This is a genomic window from Shewanella basaltis (genome assembly GCF_023283885.1).
Taxonomy (GTDB): domain Bacteria; phylum Pseudomonadota; class Gammaproteobacteria; order Enterobacterales; family Shewanellaceae; genus Shewanella; species Shewanella basaltis.
Genome location: NZ_JAKILA010000012.1, coordinates 70,226 through 88,847, shown reverse-complemented (window position 1 = coordinate 88,847; position 18,622 = coordinate 70,226). Strand labels below are relative to the sequence as shown.

Here is an 18,622-nt window from a genome sequence, read left to right as displayed (position 1 = left end):
GAGTCCCTTTTAGCAATAATGTGTAAAGTGAAAGTCATTGAGTTAACGTGCAACCAAATAACTTTATGCCGTTATTAAACAAAATATAAATGGCTTTATTGGGGAGCAAAAATGGCAATGTTGCGATCAAATGTGGCAACAATATGGCAATTGGCTGTGACGGCTTTTTTGGTGGATAAAATCCTGTATAGTCAGCAGGGTATCCATTTATATCCCGATGAATTGAAGTCATACCATGAAACGAATTGCCATTGTTGAAGACGAAGCGGCTATCCGCGAAAACTACAAAGATGTACTGCAACAACAAGGTTACAGTGTCCAAGCTTATCCGAATCGCCCAGCTGCGATGTTGGCCTTTAATGCACGCCTGCCCGACTTAGCCATTATTGATATTGGTCTTGAACATGAAATAGACGGTGGATTTACCCTGTGCCAAGCTCTTCGGGCCATGTCGAGCAGCTTGCCGATTATCTTTTTAACCGCCCGTGACAGTGATTTCGACACGGTTTGCGGCTTGCGTTTAGGCGCAGATGATTATTTAACTAAAGATGTGAGTTTTCCGCATTTACTCGCACGGATTGCCGCATTGTTTCGCCGCTCAGAGCTGATTGGCTCAAGCCCAATTGAAGACAATCTACTCGATCGCGGCCATTTAACCATCGACGGCAACCGTATTCAGGTGTACTGGAAAAGCCAGCCTATTGAGCTTACCGTTACTGAGTTTTGGATGGTCCATGCGATGGCCAAACACCCGGGGCATGTGCGCAGCCGTCAAGATTTAATGCAAGAAGCCAAAATCTACGTCGACGACAGTACCATTACCTCCCACGTAAAACGCATTCGTAAAAAGTTTATTGCCATCGATAATGAATTTGATTGTATCGACACGGTTTATGGCATGGGCTACCGCTGGGACAATATTTAATTTATGTATTTACCGTTAGGGCTGCGAGCCAAAGTCGTTATCTTGTCATTATTTTTACTCTGCCTGCCTTGGCTTGGGTACGAGTACGTATGGGAGATGGAAAAATACCTGCGTCATGGTCAAGAAAAAACCCTTGAGGGCACCACCCAAGCATTAGCCACTGCATTACACGAGCGGCCAAAACTGTTTGATAATCAGGCCAGTTTTTTAAATCAGGTAGAAAAAGGTCGCGATTTATACGCCTATCCCATTGCTGGCCCAATTCAATTAGACGGCAAATTAGCTGACTGGGACCTATACCAACACCGCACGTTAAATTATGCCGATAACCATCTCATTTATCGACGTAATGAATCCGAACCCACCAATATCAGCTTCACCCACATGGTGGGTAAATATGGCGGTTACTTATATGGCTATTTCGAGGTAAACGATCCACAAGTGGTGTTTCGTAGCCGTAAAAGTTTACGGGTCGACAGAAACGATCATTTAGTGATGGCCACCCAGTCGCCAGATGGTCAATTTAGGCGTTATATTATTGCCAATACCAAAAGCGGTTGGTTAAGTGCATTTGAACTGCCCGCCGACCCCACTCAATCGACACCTGTTGAGCCTGAATCGCGTATACAGGGACAGTGGCTCAAAACAGATCAGGGGTATAATATCGAGTTTAGGCTGCCACTCACCATGGTGGGCAGCAAATTGGGATTTGCCATTCATAACGTTAACGATACCAATAATCGTCAATTGGTTAATGTGATTGGCACCTCAGCCACCGACTCCGTTGCCAGTTTAGGCACGGTATTAGTGCCCTCGCCTGAAATCGAAAGCATTATTAAAGGCATGAGCCACAACAGCTCACGCATTTGGGTGGTCGATAATCATGGCCGCGTGTTAGCTAAGTCGGGCGATATTCGCACCTCGTCCAATACCTGGGCTGACGACTTGAATGTGAGTCAACCCAATTCATTTTGGCAACGTTTTCAGCAACAATATTTATTACCCATGTACTACAAAATACTCACCCGGCCCCCACAAGATTTTATTGACTCTTTGCAAGACTCAACCGAACTGACTGGCAGCCACATAGAAAAAGCCTTAAGCGGCAAGCAAGGTTCCACCTGGCGCTTAACCCCAGACAATAAAGCCGTTGTATTGGCCGCAGCCAGCCCCATTTGGATTGACGATAAAGTGATGGGAGTAGTGATTGCCGAAGAAACCACCCATGGTATTCGCAGTTTACGTAACCGCGCGCTCGAAAAGCTGTTCAACGTGATTTTAACCATTATGAGCATGGGCACACTGGCGCTGTTTATTTTTGCCTCGAGCATCTCGAGCCGTATCCGCCGTTTGCGCGACCAAGCCGAATTGGCCATCGACAGTCAGGGCCGGGTTCGCCAACAAATTGTGGCGTCTAAAAATCGGGATGAAATTGGCGACTTATCACGCAGTTTTTCAAGTATTGTCAGTCGTTTAGGGCAATACACTCATTACCTAGAAAACATGTCTTCACGCTTGTCTCACGAGTTACGCACCCCAGTCGCGGTTGTGCGCAGCTCGCTTGAACATTTAGGCTTACAGCAACTTGACGAGCCATCGCAAAAATACGTTAATCGCGCTCAAGAAGGCGTTAATCGTCTGCACCTAATCTTAAATAATTTGAGTGAAGCAACACGATTAGAAGCCAGCTTAACCCAAGCAGAAAGCTGTCGGTTTTCGCTTAAAAAAGTCATTAGCGGCTGCATGCAGGGATACCAAATAACCTACCCAGAGCAGTCCTTTAATGTGCACATTGAAGACAAAGCCATGCCATGTCAGGGCGTGCCCGAATACATCGCCCAACTAATGGATAAACTGATTAATAACGCCATTGAGTTCAGCGATAAAGGCAGCGCTATTACGGTTAGCCTGACACAACTTCACAAGCAAGCCATTTTAAAGGTCAGTAATATTGGCCCTTTACTGCCTAAAGACATGGACAGCCAAATTTTTGAGTCCATGGTGTCTATTCGTCCACAAGGTGTTAATGGTAAACCCCACTTAGGGCTAGGCTTATATATTGCTCGCCTAGTGACCGATTTTCATCATGGCAAAATTAAAGCCACTAACCTTTTAGAAGATAACATCGAAGGTGTCGAAATCTGTCTGACACTGCCTTTAATTGATGAAAAATAGTCAACCACAGCACTTAGGCGCTTTTATTTACGCTTGTAGGTGCTAGGATGACACCCAGATTTTATTTTTTGATATGCAAAGTCAGCGCTAAACGGCTGAATATGGAAGTGAACACATGAGCAAAAACGACAAACTCGCCACCCAAATTGTCAGTGTCGGCCGCGAGAAAAAATTCACCAAAGGTGTGATTAATCCCCCCGTATTTAGAGCCTCTACCGTGGTATTCGACACCATGGATGACATGCGGTTTGCGATTAAAAACAAAACCAACGGCGAAATGTTTTACGGCCGCCGCGGCACCCCAACCCACTTTTCATTTCAACAAGCCATCAGTGAACTTGAAGGCGGTGTGGGCACGGCGTTATACCCATCAGGCGCAGGGGCAATCAGTAGTGCATTATTATCGTTTTTAAAAAGTGGCGACCATTTACTCATGGTCGACACAGCCTATGAACCCACGCGCGATTTATGTAATAAAATGCTCGCCGGATTTGGTATCGAAACCACCTACTACGACCCAATGATAGGTGAAGGCATTCGAGAACTGATTCGCCCCAATACCAAGGTGCTGTTTTTAGAATCTCCTGGTTCCATCACCATGGAAGTGCAAGATGTACCAACGTTAAGCCGCATCGCTCACGAGCACGACATGATTGTCATGCTCGATAATACCTGGGCATCACCGATTAACTCGCGCCCATTTGACATGGGTGTTGATGTATCGATTCAAGCCGCAACCAAGTACATTGTTGGCCATTCAGATGTCATGATGGGCACCGCAACCGCCAATGAAAAATGCTGGGAACAACTGCGCGAAAACAGTTATTTAATGGGGCAAACCACCTCACCAGACGACGTATATTTAGCAGCCCGAGGTTTACGTACTTTAGGTGTGCGTATGGCGCAACATAATAAAAATGCCCTTATTGTGGCAAACTGGTTAGCAAGCCGCCCAGAAGTTGATCACGTTCGCCACCCAGCGTTTGAAACCTGCCCAGGCCACGAGTTCTTTAAACGCGACTTTACGAGTGGCAATGGTCTATTTTCTTTTGTATTAAAACAAGGTGACTTAGCCTCTGTTACCGCATTTGTTGAAAACATGGCACATTTTAAAATGGGTTTTTCATGGGGCGGCTTTGAAAGCTTAATTTTAGGCGTATTTGGCATTAATAATATCCGCACAGCAACCCAATGGGATAGCAGCAAACCGTTGATTCGATTACACATAGGATTAGAAGATACCGATGACTTAATTGCCGATCTTGATGCGGCTTTTGAACGTTACAATGCCGTGTTAAATAAGTAATACCAATTCCACTAATTATGTGGTCAATCAGAGCGACTCAGATTGTTCAGTTTGAGGCGCATTGTTGAAATAATGGTTATTCCCTTTTAAGGCAATGCAACAAAGAAATGGACAGTCTGAGTCTCTCCTGCAAGGCGGGTTTCTGTGCCCTCTATGCTGCTTAATAGCATTTTGACGTAGAGCAACTATGCCTACAATACTATTACTTGCCTAGAAGGCACAGAATTCCCGCTGAGTGATCAGATAGTTAGTGGAATTGGTATAAGCTTTTTATCAATCATTTAAAAGGACACAAATGAACTTTATCCGATTAATCATACTCAGCTTATGTATTGGGGTCACTTATTTCGCGTTAAGCATCGCAGCGATAGGACAGTCTGCTGCGGGCAATGTACTTTGGTGGTTTAACCTAAGTGGCTACCCCACCATCACCCATTTAGCTCAAAACGTTGTAGGGATAGGTTTAGTGGCGTTTATTCCGGCATTTGTGATTAAAAGTTATGAGCCAAGCAAACAATGGTTAGCGGTGACCATTGTAATATTAGCAACCATGTTATTACACGGTAATCTGCATTACATGCCGTGGGACCCGATGGGCATTGTCAGGTTTATTTTTAGCACTTTGTTGTCGGGCGATATCGGCGCTACTGCCATGTTTTTCTATATCACCCTATTACCCGTAGTGTGGTTATGGATATTAAAACGTGCGGCACGGGTATAACCGCCAGCTCATCATTAAAAAGGCAATCTATTTTGATTGCCTTTTTTATTATGCGTTTATTTTGTGGTTAATGGTTTTTGCCAAGCTGCAGTGCCATATAGCGGCACGGTAGACAAGGCATGTTTATGGCTGCCATTGGTTTCTTTGGTTGAATACGACAAATATAATAAGGTTTGATTTTCAGCATCAAAAATACGACGCACTTTTAGGCTTTTAAATAAAATGCTCAAAGACTCCTTAAACACCACTTCACCATTTTTACCCATGTCAATGCTGGCGAGATCGGCCTGGCTAATCGGGCCGGTTTGACGGCAACTGATGCTCATATCAGACGGGTCAGCTAAATCCAAATTGGCCTCAATACGGCTAATATGGCAAGTCACACCAGGTATTTTAGGATCGTGTTTTGCGTCAATAATCACATCTTTGGTGGTAAACAAACCTAAGCTGACTTTGCCCACATCGTCACCACAACCGGCTAGTAACCCCGCGCTAAGGCACGCAGCCACCATAAACGAAACCCTTTTACTTTGTATGGCACTGTACTTGTTTTTTGTCGTCGACATATTATTGACTCTTTTAGTTAAACGCATTTTGTGCACAACGGGTTAACCCTGCTGTCACCGAACCAAAGTGATCGCCAACCACCACTTTTGCAGATGGATAAACACTGGCAATTTTTTGGTATATCGCAGGGCTACGCGCCGTACCACCAGTTACATAAACAATATCAGGACAGCTTGGCATCGCGCAATCTTGTTGTTGAGCAACTGTCATTGCCGTTTGCATGGCTTGCTTCATTAAGGCTTCAACTTTAGCTAATGGATCGCTAATCGCTTGTTGAAACTGAGCGGCAGTGAGAGTGACAAACAAGTCTTTTTCAATAAAATCAAGTGAACACTCAGTTGTGTCAACATCAGACAAACTGATTTTAGCCGTTTCAGCCTGGCGTACCACTTGGTAACTCATTTGATTTTTTTGCACCGTTTGTAAGCGTTTGAGTAGTTGTGGCTGCTCCGCCTCTTTTATTATTGACTCGACCAATTTACGCGACGCTAAACTGACAAAATCGCGCTGGGCGCTAATGTCGTTCACCGACACAGCATTCCAAAATGGCGCTCTTGGCATAGGTTTACCGTTAGTCATTACGCTATCTGCGCCAAAACTCGGCATTAAGCCTGTCATCGCTAGCGCGATGTCTAAATCGTTGCCACCAATACGTTGGCCAGAATGGCCTAAACAATCTTGAGTACGATCGGTATTGTTACTGTGCGAAGGTCCCATCGTGACTACTGAACAATCCGTTGTACCGCCGCCAACGTCGACCACCAATACCGTATTATCGCTATCTAGGGTTGACTCAAAGTCCATCCCTGCGGCTAATGGCTCAAACAAAAATGTCACTTCAGTAAAGCCTGCGCGCGAGGCCGCTAGACGTAAAATGGTTTCAGCTTGTTGGTTACTGTCTTCACCACCTATGCCTTGAAAGTTTACCGGCCGGCCAATCACCGCATGAGTTGCCACTGGCAACGACTTTTGCTGCAGTGCCTTATCGGTCAGGGTTTTCACGTGTTGCATCATTAAGGTGACAATGTCTTCAAACAAGCCTATTTGATCTGGGCGCAGACCATTAGCGCCTAAAAATGATTTTGGCGAACGGACATAAAATCCCTCTTCGGGCATTTCAAGGTATGCATCAATAGCCGCTTGCCCCACAAACACAGCTTGCTCATTAGGCAGCAAATCTAGCTCGTGGCGCATTTGCTTAGCACGCATTAATTGCGAGCTGCGAAGGTGAGAATATTCAGCTTTAAAGCTTTCTGGTAATCCTTGGTACACCGCTTCAGCAATGAGCTCGCGGTCCATGGCATATAAGGTTGAAGGCATAAAATCAGAATTGGCGGATAATGGCAGTAAGGTTACCGCACCGTCAATCATTACCCCTACTGCACAGTTGGCACTGCCATAATCAAATCCAATAAACATTGGCTTACCTTCAGTCGTCTAATCGAAAAAAGCGCTCAAAATAACATACTTATGGCACTTGCTAAACCATTTATACGCGTTTTATTGCAGCTTTGCTCATGCCTGTAAATAAATCTGTCATAAAAATCACATAACATGATCTGTAACTTACATGTGTCTCAAACGAGATAATACTTAAACGGGGCTGAACCTGGATCTGTTACAGCCTAGTACGTTGATAGGACAAGCAATGTCACCTGCTAAGAATGCGCTATTTATCCCAAAAGAATTGTCATGGTTATCTTTTAATGAGCGAGTGCTGCAAGAAGCCTATGACAAACATGTGCCATTAATTGAACGAGTACGCTTTTTGGGTATTTTTTCTAGCAATATGGATGAATTTTTTAAAGTCAGGGTGGCCTCGGTACGCCGAGCAACCCTACTGTCTAGTTTGTCTGACACGCCCTGCACTAGCCGCGAATTATTAGAACAGATCCAGCAAAAAGTGATTGATTTACAAGAACGCTTTGATGCCATCTACCTAGAGCTGATGAAAGAGCTGGTGCGTTGCAATATATTTTTAGTCAATGAGTTACAGCTTAATGACTTTCATCGGCATTGGTTACATAAATATTTTAATGACAACCTCATGCGTCATATTGCTCCTTTTGTGCTAACAAAACACAGTGAATTAATCAAAAACATCAACGACGATGCCACGTATTTATGTGTGTGCTTACATCAAGGGGATGACAAGCAATATGCCTTTGTTGAAGTTCCAACAGCAAACATCCCTCGTTTTATTGAGCTGCCATCACAACACAAAACCAAGGTTAAATACCTCATTTTACTGGACAATATTATCCGTCATTGTATTGACCAGTTATTTAAGCCGTTTTTTGAATATACTGAACTTGAAGTGTTTTCAATGAAAATGACTCGTGATGCTGAATTTGATATTTCAGTTGAGTTAGACAAAACCCAATTAGAACAAATGTCTAACGGCCTGAAAAAACGCTTAAGAGCACAACCAGTTAGGCTAGTATTTGACCGTGAAATGCCAGAGCATATGCTCAATACGTTAAAGAAACAATTAAACATAAGCTCCACAGAATGCCTCATTCCTGGTGGGCGCTACCATAGCTTTAAAGACTTTATTAACTTCCCTAATCTTGGGCGAAAGAAGCTGCAAAACGATAAAATCCCCGCATTGAGCAGTGCAAAATTTAACGCGGGCGCCAACAGTTTTGAAGCTATTGGTGAGCACGATATTTTATTGAATTATCCGTATCATAAGTTTTCACATTTTACAGAGTTAGTCCGTCAAGCGGCCTATGATCCAGCAGTCACTGCAATAAAAATCAATTTATACCGTGTTGCTAAAAATAGTCACATTATGCAATCGTTAATCGATGCGGTTAAAAACGGTAAACGTGTCACAGCCGTTATCGAACTGCTTGCGCGCTTTGATGAGCAATCCAATATCGACTGGACCGTACGCCTAACCGAGGCGGGGGTTAAAGTGCATCATGGAATACCTAGCTTAAAAGTCCACTCAAAGCTTTGCCTTATCAGCCGCAAAGAAGGCAATGAAACGGTACTGTATGCCCATATCGGTTCTGGTAACTTTAACGAAGGCACTGCACGTTTTTACACAGACTTCTCATTATTCACTGCCGATCAAAAAATAACCCAAGAAGTAAAACAGGTATTTGACCTATTAAAACGCCCTTACCACAAAGACAACTTTGAACACCTTATTGTGTCGCCATTTAACTCTCGTCAGCGTTGGTTAACGCTCATCGATGATGAAATCAGCGCAGCAAGGCAAAATAAACCCGCCGCAATCACGCTAAAAATTAACAACCTTGTTGACGATAACATGGTTAATAAGCTCTATGAGGCATCACAAGCAGGTGTAAAAATAAAACTGCTGATCCGCGGTATGTGCAGTTTATTGCCACAAGTGAAAGGCATGAGCGACAACATTGAAGTATTAAGTATTGTTGACCGCTTTTTAGAGCATTCCCGCGTTATGCAATTTTATGCCAACGGCGCAGAAAAACTCTATATCGGTTCTTCAGATTGGATGACACGAAACCTCGATGAACGTATTGAAGTGTGCACACCGATTTATGATATTGAACTGAAACAAATGATCACTGATATTTTGCACATCCAATTTAATGACAATACCAAGGCCCGCATTATTGAACCTTTGCAACAAAACCACTATAAACCCAGAGGCAATAAACGAAAAGTGCGAAGCCAGATTGCTATTCATCATTATTTGACCCAATATGAAATCAAACAAGCGCAACGCATTAGCCAGAAAGTTGCTGATAACTTAGCAGACGTTGAACCTGAATGGCTTGAGCAACCTTTACAGAAAAAGGCTTAATATCACGTGACCACTCCTGAACAATCATTACATTTTGTCGCCATTGATATGGGATCAAATAGCTTTCATTTGGTTATTGCGCGTGAGCAACATGGTAGCATTCAAATACTGCACAAAGAAAAACGTCAAGTTCAATTAGCTAAGGGTTTACAGCCTGACGGCACCTTAGATGATGATGCTATCGATCGTGGTCTGGCTTGCTTAACCGAGTTTAGTCAGCGCTTTTCAGATTTAGAACAAACCCGAGTTAGGTTGGTGGCCACCCACACTTTGCGTGTGGCAACAAATCGGCATAAATTTATTAAAGCGGCGCTTAATATCATTCCTTATCCTATCGAGATAGTTTCAGGGCACGAAGAAGCACGCTTAATATACAATGGCATTATGCACAGCCAAACCTTAACTGAACAAAACCTTGTTATTGATATTGGCGGTGGTTCAACAGAAGTCATTGTTGGTCAAGCGGCATCAACCTCTCATTTAGCCAGTTTAAAATGTGGTTGTGTGAGTTATCAACAACGCTTTTTTGACGACGGCACCCTAAGCAAAGACAATTTTAAAGCGGCTCAAAGTGCCGCTGACAAGCAGTTTTCTCAACTCAGCAATGCCTATTTTAAAGCTTCATGGCAACTGGTATTAGGCAGTTCTGGCACAGTTAAGGCCATATCAGAAGCCTTACAGTGCTTAACAGGTTCGGGAAACATCTTAACCTTGGAAAATTTAAAAACCTTAAAGCACTATCTTATCGATGTGGGTCATACCAATAATATTAAGCTCGACAATCTCGACCCTAAACGAATCCCACTATTGGCACCTGGTCTGAGCATTTTGATAAGCTTTTTTAAGCGATTATCCATCAAAGAAATGCAAGTCGCCCAGGGTGCATTACGTGAGGGCGTGCTCTATGAACTGTCGCAAATAGAGCAACTTGACGGGGTTAAACAACGCACAGTGAGCAGCCTGGCACAACTTTATCATATCGACCCTGTTCAGGCTGCCAATGTAACATCCACCATCGACCACTTATTTTCACAAGTGGCCACTCAGTGGAACATTAGCCACTATCAATGGCTACTGCACGACGCCGCAATGCTGCATGAAATCGGTATTCAAATTAATTCTCGTGCTCACCAAAGGCATGGCGGCTATATTATTCAAAACAGTGATTTACCTGGATTTAACCAATTACAACAACACTTGCTGGCACTGTTGGTCGCAAACCAACGCAAGCGGATCAATATTGACGCAATTAATGAACTCAACGACGACGAACAAACGCTATTGATACGTTTGTTAGTGATTTTTAGACTGGCAATGGTGATGAACTTGGGGAGAATAAGTAACAGTATTGAACCGATTACCATTACAGTAGATGAGCAAACCGTGACGGTATCACTAGTTGATGATCAACGTTTACAAAATCATTTGCTTTGCCGAGATTTAGCCCAGGAGCAAAAAAAGCTGGCGTTATTAGGCATCAGTTTGCGTTTTTAACTCAGCCCAGTGTGCACTGGGCTGATAACATTAACGCGTTAGCAAGGTAAACTAAATCTATTTACTCGTTGACGCTTCTTGCGCTTTACGCAGCGCTTCTTTTTGCTTACGGCGCGCTTCAATCACTTGGTTTACATCGCTGCCGATATGCGCTTCACCACGTTGTTTAGCCAGTTGCACTTGGCGTTCACGCTCAATAAAACGTTGGCGCTGCTCAGCAGGAATTTTGTCAATACAATGCGGACAACTCACACCTTGTACATACGCTTCGGTCAGCTTTTCTTCTTCGGTTATCGGCATACGGCAAGCATTACATTGATCGTATTGGCCTTTTTCTAGGCTGTGATTAACGGCTACGCGATTATCAAACACAAAACACTCGCCTTCCCACATGCTTTGCTCTTGGTCTACTTCTTCAAGATACTTTAAAATACCGCCTTCAAGGTGATACACCTCTTCAAAGCCCTGTTCTTTTAGGTATGCGGTTGATTTTTCACAGCGAATACCACCCGTACAAAACATTGCCACTTTTTTATGTTTAGCAGGATCAAGATTTTGTTTTACGTACTGAGGAAACTCACGAAAGGTTTCGGTAACGGGGTTAACCGCATTTTTAAAGGTGCCGATTTTCACTTCGTAATCGTTACGGGTATCAACCAAGACCACATCAGGATCTGAAATCAGTGCATTCCAGTCTTTAGGCTTAACGTATGTCCCCACCACTTTACGCGGGTCAATTCCTTCAACGCCCATGGTCACAATTTCTTTTTTCAGCTTTACTTTGGTGCGATAAAACGGCATTTCATCGTCAAAAGACAGCTTAGTCACAATATTATCCAGGCCCGGTTGCTGGTCTAACCAACTAAGTAGGTTATCGATCCCCTGCTGTGAGCTGGCAACGGTACCGTTAATACCTTCTTGTGCCAGTAACAATGTGCCTTTCACCTCGTTTTGCTCCATTACAGCCAATAACGGCTGACGAATAGACTCAAAATGAGGCAAAGCAACAAACTTATAAAGGGCACATACAACGACTTGAACTGGGGATGTTGGGTCTACATTAATGTCTTGCATACTATTACAACTCCGCTGGCTGGAACTTAATTTCCAGTGCATATATAAAGACTGCGCACCATGCGCTAAGTCAAAAAAACGGCCGAAAGTATACCCAAATCATAGTGAAAACACACTCATAAATTCGATTTCTACTCAAATTAGCTTTAGACTGTGTAACCACATACTCTGTTACCTCAAGGTTTTAGTCAGTATTTCAACACGCCCAAAAGAAGTCAGCTTTATGAATTCAGCAATTTTGTACACGTTTCGTCGATGCCCCTATGCCATGCGTGCCCGTATTGGTTTGCACTTAAGCCAGTTAAACCCTACCGTGCGTGAGATTGAACTTAAAAATAAACCGCAAGAGATGCTCAATGTATCAGCAAAAGGAACCGTGCCAGTGTTAATCACCTCTGAGCAACAGGTGATTGCTGAAAGTATTGAAATAATGCAGTTTTCATTGGCTCAATACCCAGACCTGAGTTCTCCCTGGCTAACACCCGATGCATACCAAACACTGCTCGATTGGCTGTCAAAACCACAAACGATGATCTGGATAAATGCCAATGACAATGACTTTAAACCCTGGTTAGATAAATACAAATACGCAGATAGGTTTCCCGAACAGAGCCAAAATTGGTATCGCCAACAGGCAGAAATATTTTTGCAATTATTAGAAGATAAATTAGCCCAACAAGCATTTTTATGTGCAGATAGCCCAACCATGGCGGATTTTGCAATTTTTCCGTTTATTCGTCAGTTTGCGAATGTCGAACCCGTTTGGTTTAACGCTTTACCCTACCCCCATGTCTATCGCTGGTTAACTCTTTTAGTCAACAGTTCGCTATTTCAAGCCGTCATGCATAAGTACTCATTGTGGTTACCCGAAAGAAGTATGATGCAGCTCAAACAATCGCAACAACAAAATGTAAAAATCATACCTTTGTGTAAAAATGAAAAAATTATGAATATTTAATGATTTACTGACTATTATTCTGTTTAGTTTTACAGTAAATTATACCGATAGGATGAAGAAGAGATGTAAACACGTAACAATGGTTGTTTATTCTGCAAAATTGACCTGTACGCTTAATTAACGTCATTGCTAGCATGCAAAGGAACATGACATGAACAATATGGATATTACCTTAGTCTTTATGCTTATCGCATTATTGATGTTGCATATTCACTTTTGCTATCGCGCTTTTACCTCAAAAGCACACATCAAAAACTCCCAACGAATCGTCTGGTCAATGCTCAGTTTATTAATGGGCCCACTAGGTTATTATATTTACCAAAACCTTATTCCACTTGAGTTTTACGAATAGCTTGCAACAAAGCATTCAGGTTTAATACCAATTCCACTAATTATGTGGTCAATCAGAGCGACTCAGATTGTTCAGTTTGAGGCGCATTGTTGAAATAATGGTTATTCCCTTTTAAGGCAATGCAACAAAGAACTGGACAGTCTGAGTCTCTCCTGCAAGGCGGGTTTCTATGCCCTCTATGCTGCTTAATAGCATTTTGACGTACGACTGCATGGACGCAGGAGGTAGAACAACGCAGGAGCAGTTGTCGAGAGCAACTATGCCTACAATACTATTACTTGCCTAGAAGGCACAGAATTCCCGCTGAGTGATCAGATAGTTAGTCGAATTGGTATTATACCAATCCGACTCTTATACCATTAACTCATTGGTATGGTCTTTAACCCGTTTTCATAAGCACAACGATGTCAACAAGCCCATTATGCTGATGAGTACACGGCTTAGCCTGATTTGCCTGAGTTTCGTTACGTTCTGCAACTGAACATAAAAAACACAGGCATGGGAACAAAGGGCGATTTTTGCTGGTCAGCATTTTTTAAGATCAAATCAAACGATATATGGCCATGTAATGAGTCAACGAGATAACACTTTTACTCATATTTATCGTCACTTATCAGGTCAATTGAATCCTCGCTGACCAGAAAGTCTAGGGCATGAGCCCCATATCTTTTTCTGTTAAACCAGCCTAGCGTTTTAGCAATCCTATTCATGACGGGGTTTGTGTGATTTTGGCAAATAAAACCAGCCACTTTCATCATCATCTCAGCCTTAAAGACATTCAACCTCTGCTTCATTGCACGCCCTCCAGATTAATGTATTCACGCTTATCTTTACGTAAGTAAATCTTGCAGGGGACACCTTTGAGATGCGGAATGCCCTGCTCCTTGTCGAGATAATCATCGGAATCAGGGATAATAATGGCATCGTTATGCTCAAATGCGCCAAGATCCTTTTCTTCTGGCAGCCACCAGCCATGGGGCACACGGATCAGACCTTCGGGAAATTCGTCTCTAAAGGTCACTAACATGTGGATTTTACCCACAATTGTTTCAATGGTTGCCCAGTCATTTTCTTTTAGCCCATACTTTTTGGCATCATTAGGGTGCATAAATGTTCTAGGAAACTTATTTCGCCTTCTTAGCACTCGATTATGACGCTGCCCAGATTGAAAAAACTGTGGCTCACGCAGCCCAACAAACAGTTTCAGTGGGTACTCATCACACACCTCAATATTTCGGTAGTAAGGCAAAGGATCGCATCCTAGTGTTTCTAAAACCGACGAATAAAGCTCTACTTTGCCACTGGGTGTTGCAAAGCCTGTGTCACGATAGCGATAGTATTTATAGCCCTCAAGTTTGAGCTTATACTTGTTTTTGAACGACTCAAAATCCATCCCCATCGGGGTTAATCGGTAATCAAATAACTCATTAATCGACTGCCAAGGGAAATACTCACCCAAGCCCATTCTATGCGCCAAACCATGCCAAAAATCATAGACATTACGGCACTCTCCTGGCGGCTTATACAATTGATTAGAGGTCATCATCATCGTGGCCCAGTTGTAGGTATCCATCAAATTAGGGCGCTCCATCCACGAGTCGCCAGGTAATACGTAGTCACATAAATTGGCTGTCGGCGTCATAAATTGCTCAAAACACACGTTTATATCTTGGTTGAGCATCGCTTTTTTTATTAAATGTTGGTTGCCATATCCCATCAAGGCGTTATTGGCGATCGCAAAAAATGCTTTTACCGGGTACGGGTCGCCGTAGGCCATTGCACTAAACGTTGGCGATGGTACAGCCATATGCGTGCCTTTTACCAAGTTTGGGTACGCCTCGCCAAAAACTTTTTCACTGTATTGTTTGAGTAAATCAGCAGCCTTAAATGTAAACACCGGATGCTTGTCATACCCTAACTGCTTTTTCTTTTGTGCTTCTGGCAATAGCTCTGTGAGCTCAAGCTGAGATTCTGGGATCACGTCAGAATGTGACCCCATCAACATTTCACCGCCTGGTTTATCAAGATTGCCTGTAATCGCTCGCAATATTGAAATCGCACGAATGGCAGAAGTGCTACTGACATGTTGATCAGTAATAGGTGACCAAGGAATAATGGCACCATTTGCTTGAGCATACATGCGTGCGGACTCGCGAATAAGCGCGACAGAGACTCCAGTGATTTGCGAAACAGTCTCCAGTGAAAAATCTTGCTTCACTCTTTTTTCTAGTGCATCAAAGCCGATGCACCACTGTTCAACAAATTGTTTATCGTAAAGCTTTTCAGAAATAATCACGTTAATCCACCCCATGCACATTGCCACATCTGTGCCGGGTTTCACGGGCAAATGAATATCAGCCCTTTGTGCTTGAGCACTGAGTCTGGGATCAAAAACAATCAATTTTGCACCGCGTTTTTCTGCCAATTTCAGCCTAATGTATTCCCATACCCAACTTTGGCTGTTGGTATTATGGCCCATAACCACCACACACTGAGTGTTTTCAAAATCAGGAAGCGGCATCCAACCATAGGTGAGCCTGTTGACCGCGGCGGTATTACCAAGGCAAAGTGCAACAGGAGAAAGATAATTAGGTGTACCCAACAAGTTCATAAACCTTCGTGTCATGCCCGATTCGGTTGAACTATTCCAAGGGCCACTGGTTACCACAAAGGCTTCTGGGCCATATTGTGCAATCACTTTTTTCAGTTTATCCGCTATCTCATCAAGCGCTTGGTCCCAGCTCACTTCTTGCCATTTACCTTCACCTCTTTGGCCTACACGTTTAAGGGGCTTAAGCAGACGGTTAGGATGCTCAAACGTTGTCTGTGCCAAACTGCCTTTTGCACAAATAGCCCCCGGAGCCATAGGATTGTCGTAGTCTCCAGTTAACTTAAAGTTAGCCTCGCCCGCTTTTCTTGTGGCAACAAGTTGGCAAGAGATATCACAGGTTGCGCATAATACATGTTTGGTTTCCGTCATTAGGCTGCCCTCAATGTTAACAAGTGGTTAATAAGTCGAGTGACAGTAAGACTAACAATAAATAACCTGCTATATTTACCATTTGTGTTCACACTTTTACCATTTGTGTTCACTCATCGTGTTAGCCACATGCACGACAGCTTAGTGAGTAAAGTATGCGTAAACTTCATAACAGTCCGTATTTGTTAAACAGCTTTCTGCACGAGTTTCCTAAATTAGTTCAGTTACATGGAGGTGATCTCACTGCGCTTTGTCAAGCAGTTGAACTGCCCGTTGAGGACGTCACACAAAAAAACAAATTAATCGCATTCGACAAATTCATCCGTTTGTTAGAAGAAGCAGCAAACCAATTTAATTACCCTGAAATTGCCTTTGAGCTCGCGGCGAGACAGTCAATTGATACACTCGGGCCGGTATTTATGCTTTTAGAAGGATGTAACACCTTTGGCGAAGCCCTGCATCGAATACTTAACTATTTCGACATCATTACCTCTGGTTTACATATTGAAGTGAGAACGAGTTCGGCGCTATTAGAGCTGATTTTTCACGTTGAAATGCCGCAATTAATACATAGGCAACAATTTCAAAATTACTTGCTCGCCAGTTGCGTATCGATAATCAGAAACTTAATGGTTGGTAGATTTCCCATACGAGGTTGTTACTTTACCCGAGAAGAACATGATGCCAAGTTACAAAAGAAACACATCGAGTTTTTTGGCTGCCCCGTGGCATTTGGTTCAGATTCCATACGCTTAGTATTTAGCAGTGATATTCTCAAGGTCAACATAAAAGATGTGCAGGTTGAAGCACCAAACCTGATGATAGAGCGCAAGCCTGAACCCTCTTTAAAAGCACAATTAGAGGCAATCTTGCCGTTATATTTGGCCAGTAGCACCACTAACTTGAGTACAATTGCGAAGGCTATGGGGTACTCCACTGCAACATTTCGTCGACGCTTAAAACACGCTTCTATATCATTTAGTGACACACTTGAAGCCATTAAACTGCATCATGCAAATCAATATTTACACAGCACCCACTACAGTTTAAACGACATATCTGCATTACTTGGCTACAGTAACCAAAGTGCTTTCACCCGAAGCTACATTAAATGGTACGGGATGACCCCAAGCCAGTACAGGCAGCGTATTAAGCGCCAAACATAAGTCTGAGCCAGTGCAACTGAACACTGCCCCTTTCATCTATCCAGAAAAATCTTAAAGGAGACCTGACCAACCATTATATTAAAAAGCACGTAACTACCTTAATCGATTACAAAAAAGAATAATTGTCTGCACTGGCCCATAAGCTTGGTCGCTGAGTCTATTTCATGCTGAAGAACAAAACGGTGTTTGATGAACAACGTTTCTTAAAAGGATAAGTCGCGTAATTAGGTGAGTTGAACGTCTAACCAGATGCTTATTAAAAAGAGAAGCGAGCATGACCGTGAATGATATAGCTAATGAAGCAATGACTTATCACCATCATCAGTATGACAAATACTATTTAAGCTACATCGCCTGCACTTGATTTTACCAACAATGACACCTTATTGGAGCGCATAACAAGGAAATATTTGCCACCCATTATTTATACATACATACCAACGCCCGCATCAGGGGCAGCAAATCGTAGCGGCGATTGGTTTAAACTTGGCGAAGCACCAAAACTAATCAACGCGTATTTTATGTCCCAGCGCCCCGCTTTTCAGGGTAGCGACTTGATACGCTTGTTAGCTGGCTACGCTCAATAGAGCCAACCACTCATCCTTACTTGCCAAAATAAACGTTTGGCTTTGGTTATCTTTGTATTGAATCTCAATAGCGTCAGAAGACAAAGGTAAGATCCCCGCCCCCTTCGCCTTAGACTTTTTAACACTCAAGATTTGAGAGCGCTCATAGCAGTATGGGCCGAGACCAAGTTGTTTATTGTATGGCTCGAAGCTGATATGCGTCTCTGAAAGAGTTAGCTTCCCATCTGATTTTGCCGCACCATTTTGTATGGTCGCATGTGTTGACTTAATCACTTTGCTCATTTTACGCATCCTTTGTGCTTAGGTGACCCTAATATCCATGTTTATGATTTACCAGCTAACGAGCCTGTAGAAACACTCGTTTTAACTCATGTTGATTAATGAATAAACCATATCTGAGCTTATATTTTGATGCAATCGTTTAGTCGTTTTTAGATTATTACTTAACATGCCCTTTTGTTGAAAATTAAGCCACCCATTTCTTGAACAAATAACATAACTCGTTTTCATGGCTTTGG

The 18,622-nt window shown here is 42.9% G+C and carries 14 protein-coding genes; 9 read left to right on the top strand and 5 right to left on the bottom strand.

Annotation, left to right across the window (positions count from 1 at the left end; translation table 11 throughout):
• Positions 1–235 precede the first annotated feature (235 nt).
• From pdsR to L2703_RS10450, 4 genes are all read left to right on the top strand, one after another.
• Positions 236–925 (top strand): proteobacterial dedicated sortase system response regulator, encoded by a 690-nt coding sequence (pdsR, locus tag L2703_RS10465; RefSeq protein ID WP_248971037.1) that lies wholly within the window; start codon positions 236–238, stop codon positions 923–925.
• Between the two features lie 3 nt (positions 926–928).
• Complete coding sequence (pdsS, locus tag L2703_RS10460; RefSeq protein ID WP_248971036.1) at positions 929–3,100, top strand: proteobacterial dedicated sortase system histidine kinase; 2,172 nt, start codon at positions 929–931, stop codon at positions 3,098–3,100.
• A 115-nt stretch (positions 3,101–3,215) separates the two neighbouring features.
• Positions 3,216–4,406: a cystathionine beta-lyase gene (locus tag L2703_RS10455; RefSeq protein WP_248971035.1), complete on the top strand. Its 1,191-nt coding sequence runs from the start codon at positions 3,216–3,218 to the stop codon at positions 4,404–4,406.
• A gap of 295 nt (positions 4,407–4,701) precedes the next feature.
• A complete protein-coding gene (locus L2703_RS10450) occupies positions 4,702–5,127 on the top strand; it encodes a hypothetical protein (protein WP_248971034.1) in 426 nt (141 codons plus the stop codon).
• Positions 5,128–5,183: 56 nt separating this feature from the next.
• Here the strand turns inward: L2703_RS10450 and L2703_RS10445 are convergent, their stop codons facing one another.
• Together L2703_RS10445 and yegD are read right to left on the bottom strand one after the other, a co-directional pair.
• The gene (locus L2703_RS10445; protein WP_248971062.1) at positions 5,184–5,639 is read right to left on the bottom strand and encodes a CreA family protein; all 456 of its coding nucleotides are present in this window, start codon (positions 5,637–5,639) and stop codon (positions 5,184–5,186) included.
• 67 nt (positions 5,640–5,706) lie between these two features.
• Positions 5,707–7,113 carry a molecular chaperone gene (gene yegD, locus L2703_RS10440; RefSeq protein ID WP_248971033.1) on the bottom strand — a complete coding sequence of 469 codons (1,407 nt, stop codon included), beginning with the start codon at positions 7,111–7,113 and terminating at the stop codon, positions 5,707–5,709.
• Positions 7,114–7,342: 229 nt separating this feature from the next.
• On the opposite strand from yegD, the gene ppk1 reads away from it, so the two are divergent.
• Both ppk1 and ppx read left to right on the top strand, forming a co-directional pair.
• Positions 7,343–9,493, top strand: coding sequence for a polyphosphate kinase 1 (ppk1, locus tag L2703_RS10435; protein ID WP_248971032.1), 2,151 nt, complete (start codon positions 7,343–7,345; stop codon positions 9,491–9,493).
• Between the two features lie 6 nt (positions 9,494–9,499).
• The gene (ppx, locus tag L2703_RS10430) at positions 9,500–10,987 is read left to right on the top strand and encodes an exopolyphosphatase (protein ID WP_248971031.1); all 1,488 of its coding nucleotides are present in this window, start codon (positions 9,500–9,502) and stop codon (positions 10,985–10,987) included.
• A gap of 57 nt (positions 10,988–11,044) precedes the next feature.
• Here ppx and trhO read toward each other — a convergent pair whose 3' ends face one another.
• A complete protein-coding gene (gene trhO, locus L2703_RS10425; protein ID WP_248971030.1) occupies positions 11,045–12,061 on the bottom strand; it encodes an oxygen-dependent tRNA uridine(34) hydroxylase TrhO in 1,017 nt (338 codons plus the stop codon).
• Positions 12,062–12,284: 223 nt separating this feature from the next.
• On the opposite strand from trhO, the gene L2703_RS10420 reads away from it, so the two are divergent.
• Positions 12,285–13,019, top strand: a complete 735-nt coding sequence (locus L2703_RS10420) for a glutathione S-transferase (RefSeq protein WP_248971029.1) — start codon at positions 12,285–12,287, stop codon at positions 13,017–13,019.
• Between the two features lie 151 nt (positions 13,020–13,170).
• On the top strand, positions 13,171–13,371 hold the full coding sequence (locus L2703_RS10415) for a hypothetical protein (protein ID WP_248971028.1): 201 nt from the start codon (positions 13,171–13,173) through the stop codon (positions 13,369–13,371).
• 790 nt (positions 13,372–14,161) lie between these two features.
• Here L2703_RS10415 and L2703_RS10410 read toward each other — a convergent pair.
• Positions 14,162–16,351: a molybdopterin-containing oxidoreductase family protein gene (locus L2703_RS10410; RefSeq protein ID WP_248971027.1), complete on the bottom strand. Its 2,190-nt coding sequence runs from the start codon at positions 16,349–16,351 to the stop codon at positions 14,162–14,164.
• A gap of 155 nt (positions 16,352–16,506) precedes the next feature.
• On the opposite strand from L2703_RS10410, the gene L2703_RS10405 reads away from it, so the two are divergent.
• Positions 16,507–17,517 (top strand): AraC family transcriptional regulator, encoded by a 1,011-nt coding sequence (locus tag L2703_RS10405; RefSeq protein ID WP_248971026.1) that lies wholly within the window; start codon positions 16,507–16,509, stop codon positions 17,515–17,517.
• A 566-nt stretch (positions 17,518–18,083) separates the two neighbouring features.
• Here L2703_RS10405 and L2703_RS10400 read toward each other — a convergent pair.
• Complete coding sequence (locus L2703_RS10400; protein ID WP_248971025.1) at positions 18,084–18,386, bottom strand: hypothetical protein; 303 nt, start codon at positions 18,384–18,386, stop codon at positions 18,084–18,086.
• Positions 18,387–18,622: the final 236 nt, after the last annotated feature.

Bases quoted from the DNA above. Each gene is read 5' to 3' on its own strand.
- L2703_RS10415 (WP_248971028.1), top strand. From the start codon at position 13,171: ATGAACAATATGGATATTACCTTAGTCTTTATGCTTATCGCATTATTG.
- L2703_RS10450 (WP_248971034.1), top strand. From the start codon at position 4,702: ATGAACTTTATCCGATTAATCATACTCAGCTTATGTATTGGGGTCACT.
- pdsS (WP_248971036.1), top strand. From the start codon at position 929: ATGTATTTACCGTTAGGGCTGCGAGCCAAAGTCGTTATCTTGTCATTA.
- L2703_RS10455 (WP_248971035.1), top strand. From the start codon at position 3,216: ATGAGCAAAAACGACAAACTCGCCACCCAAATTGTCAGTGTCGGCCGC.
- pdsR (WP_248971037.1), top strand. From the start codon at position 236: ATGAAACGAATTGCCATTGTTGAAGACGAAGCGGCTATCCGCGAAAAC.
- trhO (WP_248971030.1), bottom strand. From the start codon at position 12,061: ATGCAAGACATTAATGTAGACCCAACATCCCCAGTTCAAGTCGTTGTA.
- ppk1 (WP_248971032.1), top strand. From the start codon at position 7,343: ATGTCACCTGCTAAGAATGCGCTATTTATCCCAAAAGAATTGTCATGG.
- L2703_RS10400 (WP_248971025.1), bottom strand. From the start codon at position 18,386: ATGAGCAAAGTGATTAAGTCAACACATGCGACCATACAAAATGGTGCG.
- L2703_RS10420 (WP_248971029.1), top strand. From the start codon at position 12,285: ATGAATTCAGCAATTTTGTACACGTTTCGTCGATGCCCCTATGCCATG.
- yegD (WP_248971033.1), bottom strand. From the start codon at position 7,113: ATGTTTATTGGATTTGATTATGGCAGTGCCAACTGTGCAGTAGGGGTA.
- L2703_RS10410 (WP_248971027.1), bottom strand. From the start codon at position 16,351: ATGACGGAAACCAAACATGTATTATGCGCAACCTGTGATATCTCTTGC.
- L2703_RS10445 (WP_248971062.1), bottom strand. From the start codon at position 5,639: ATGGTGGCTGCGTGCCTTAGCGCGGGGTTACTAGCCGGTTGTGGTGAC.
- L2703_RS10405 (WP_248971026.1), top strand. From the start codon at position 16,507: ATGCGTAAACTTCATAACAGTCCGTATTTGTTAAACAGCTTTCTGCAC.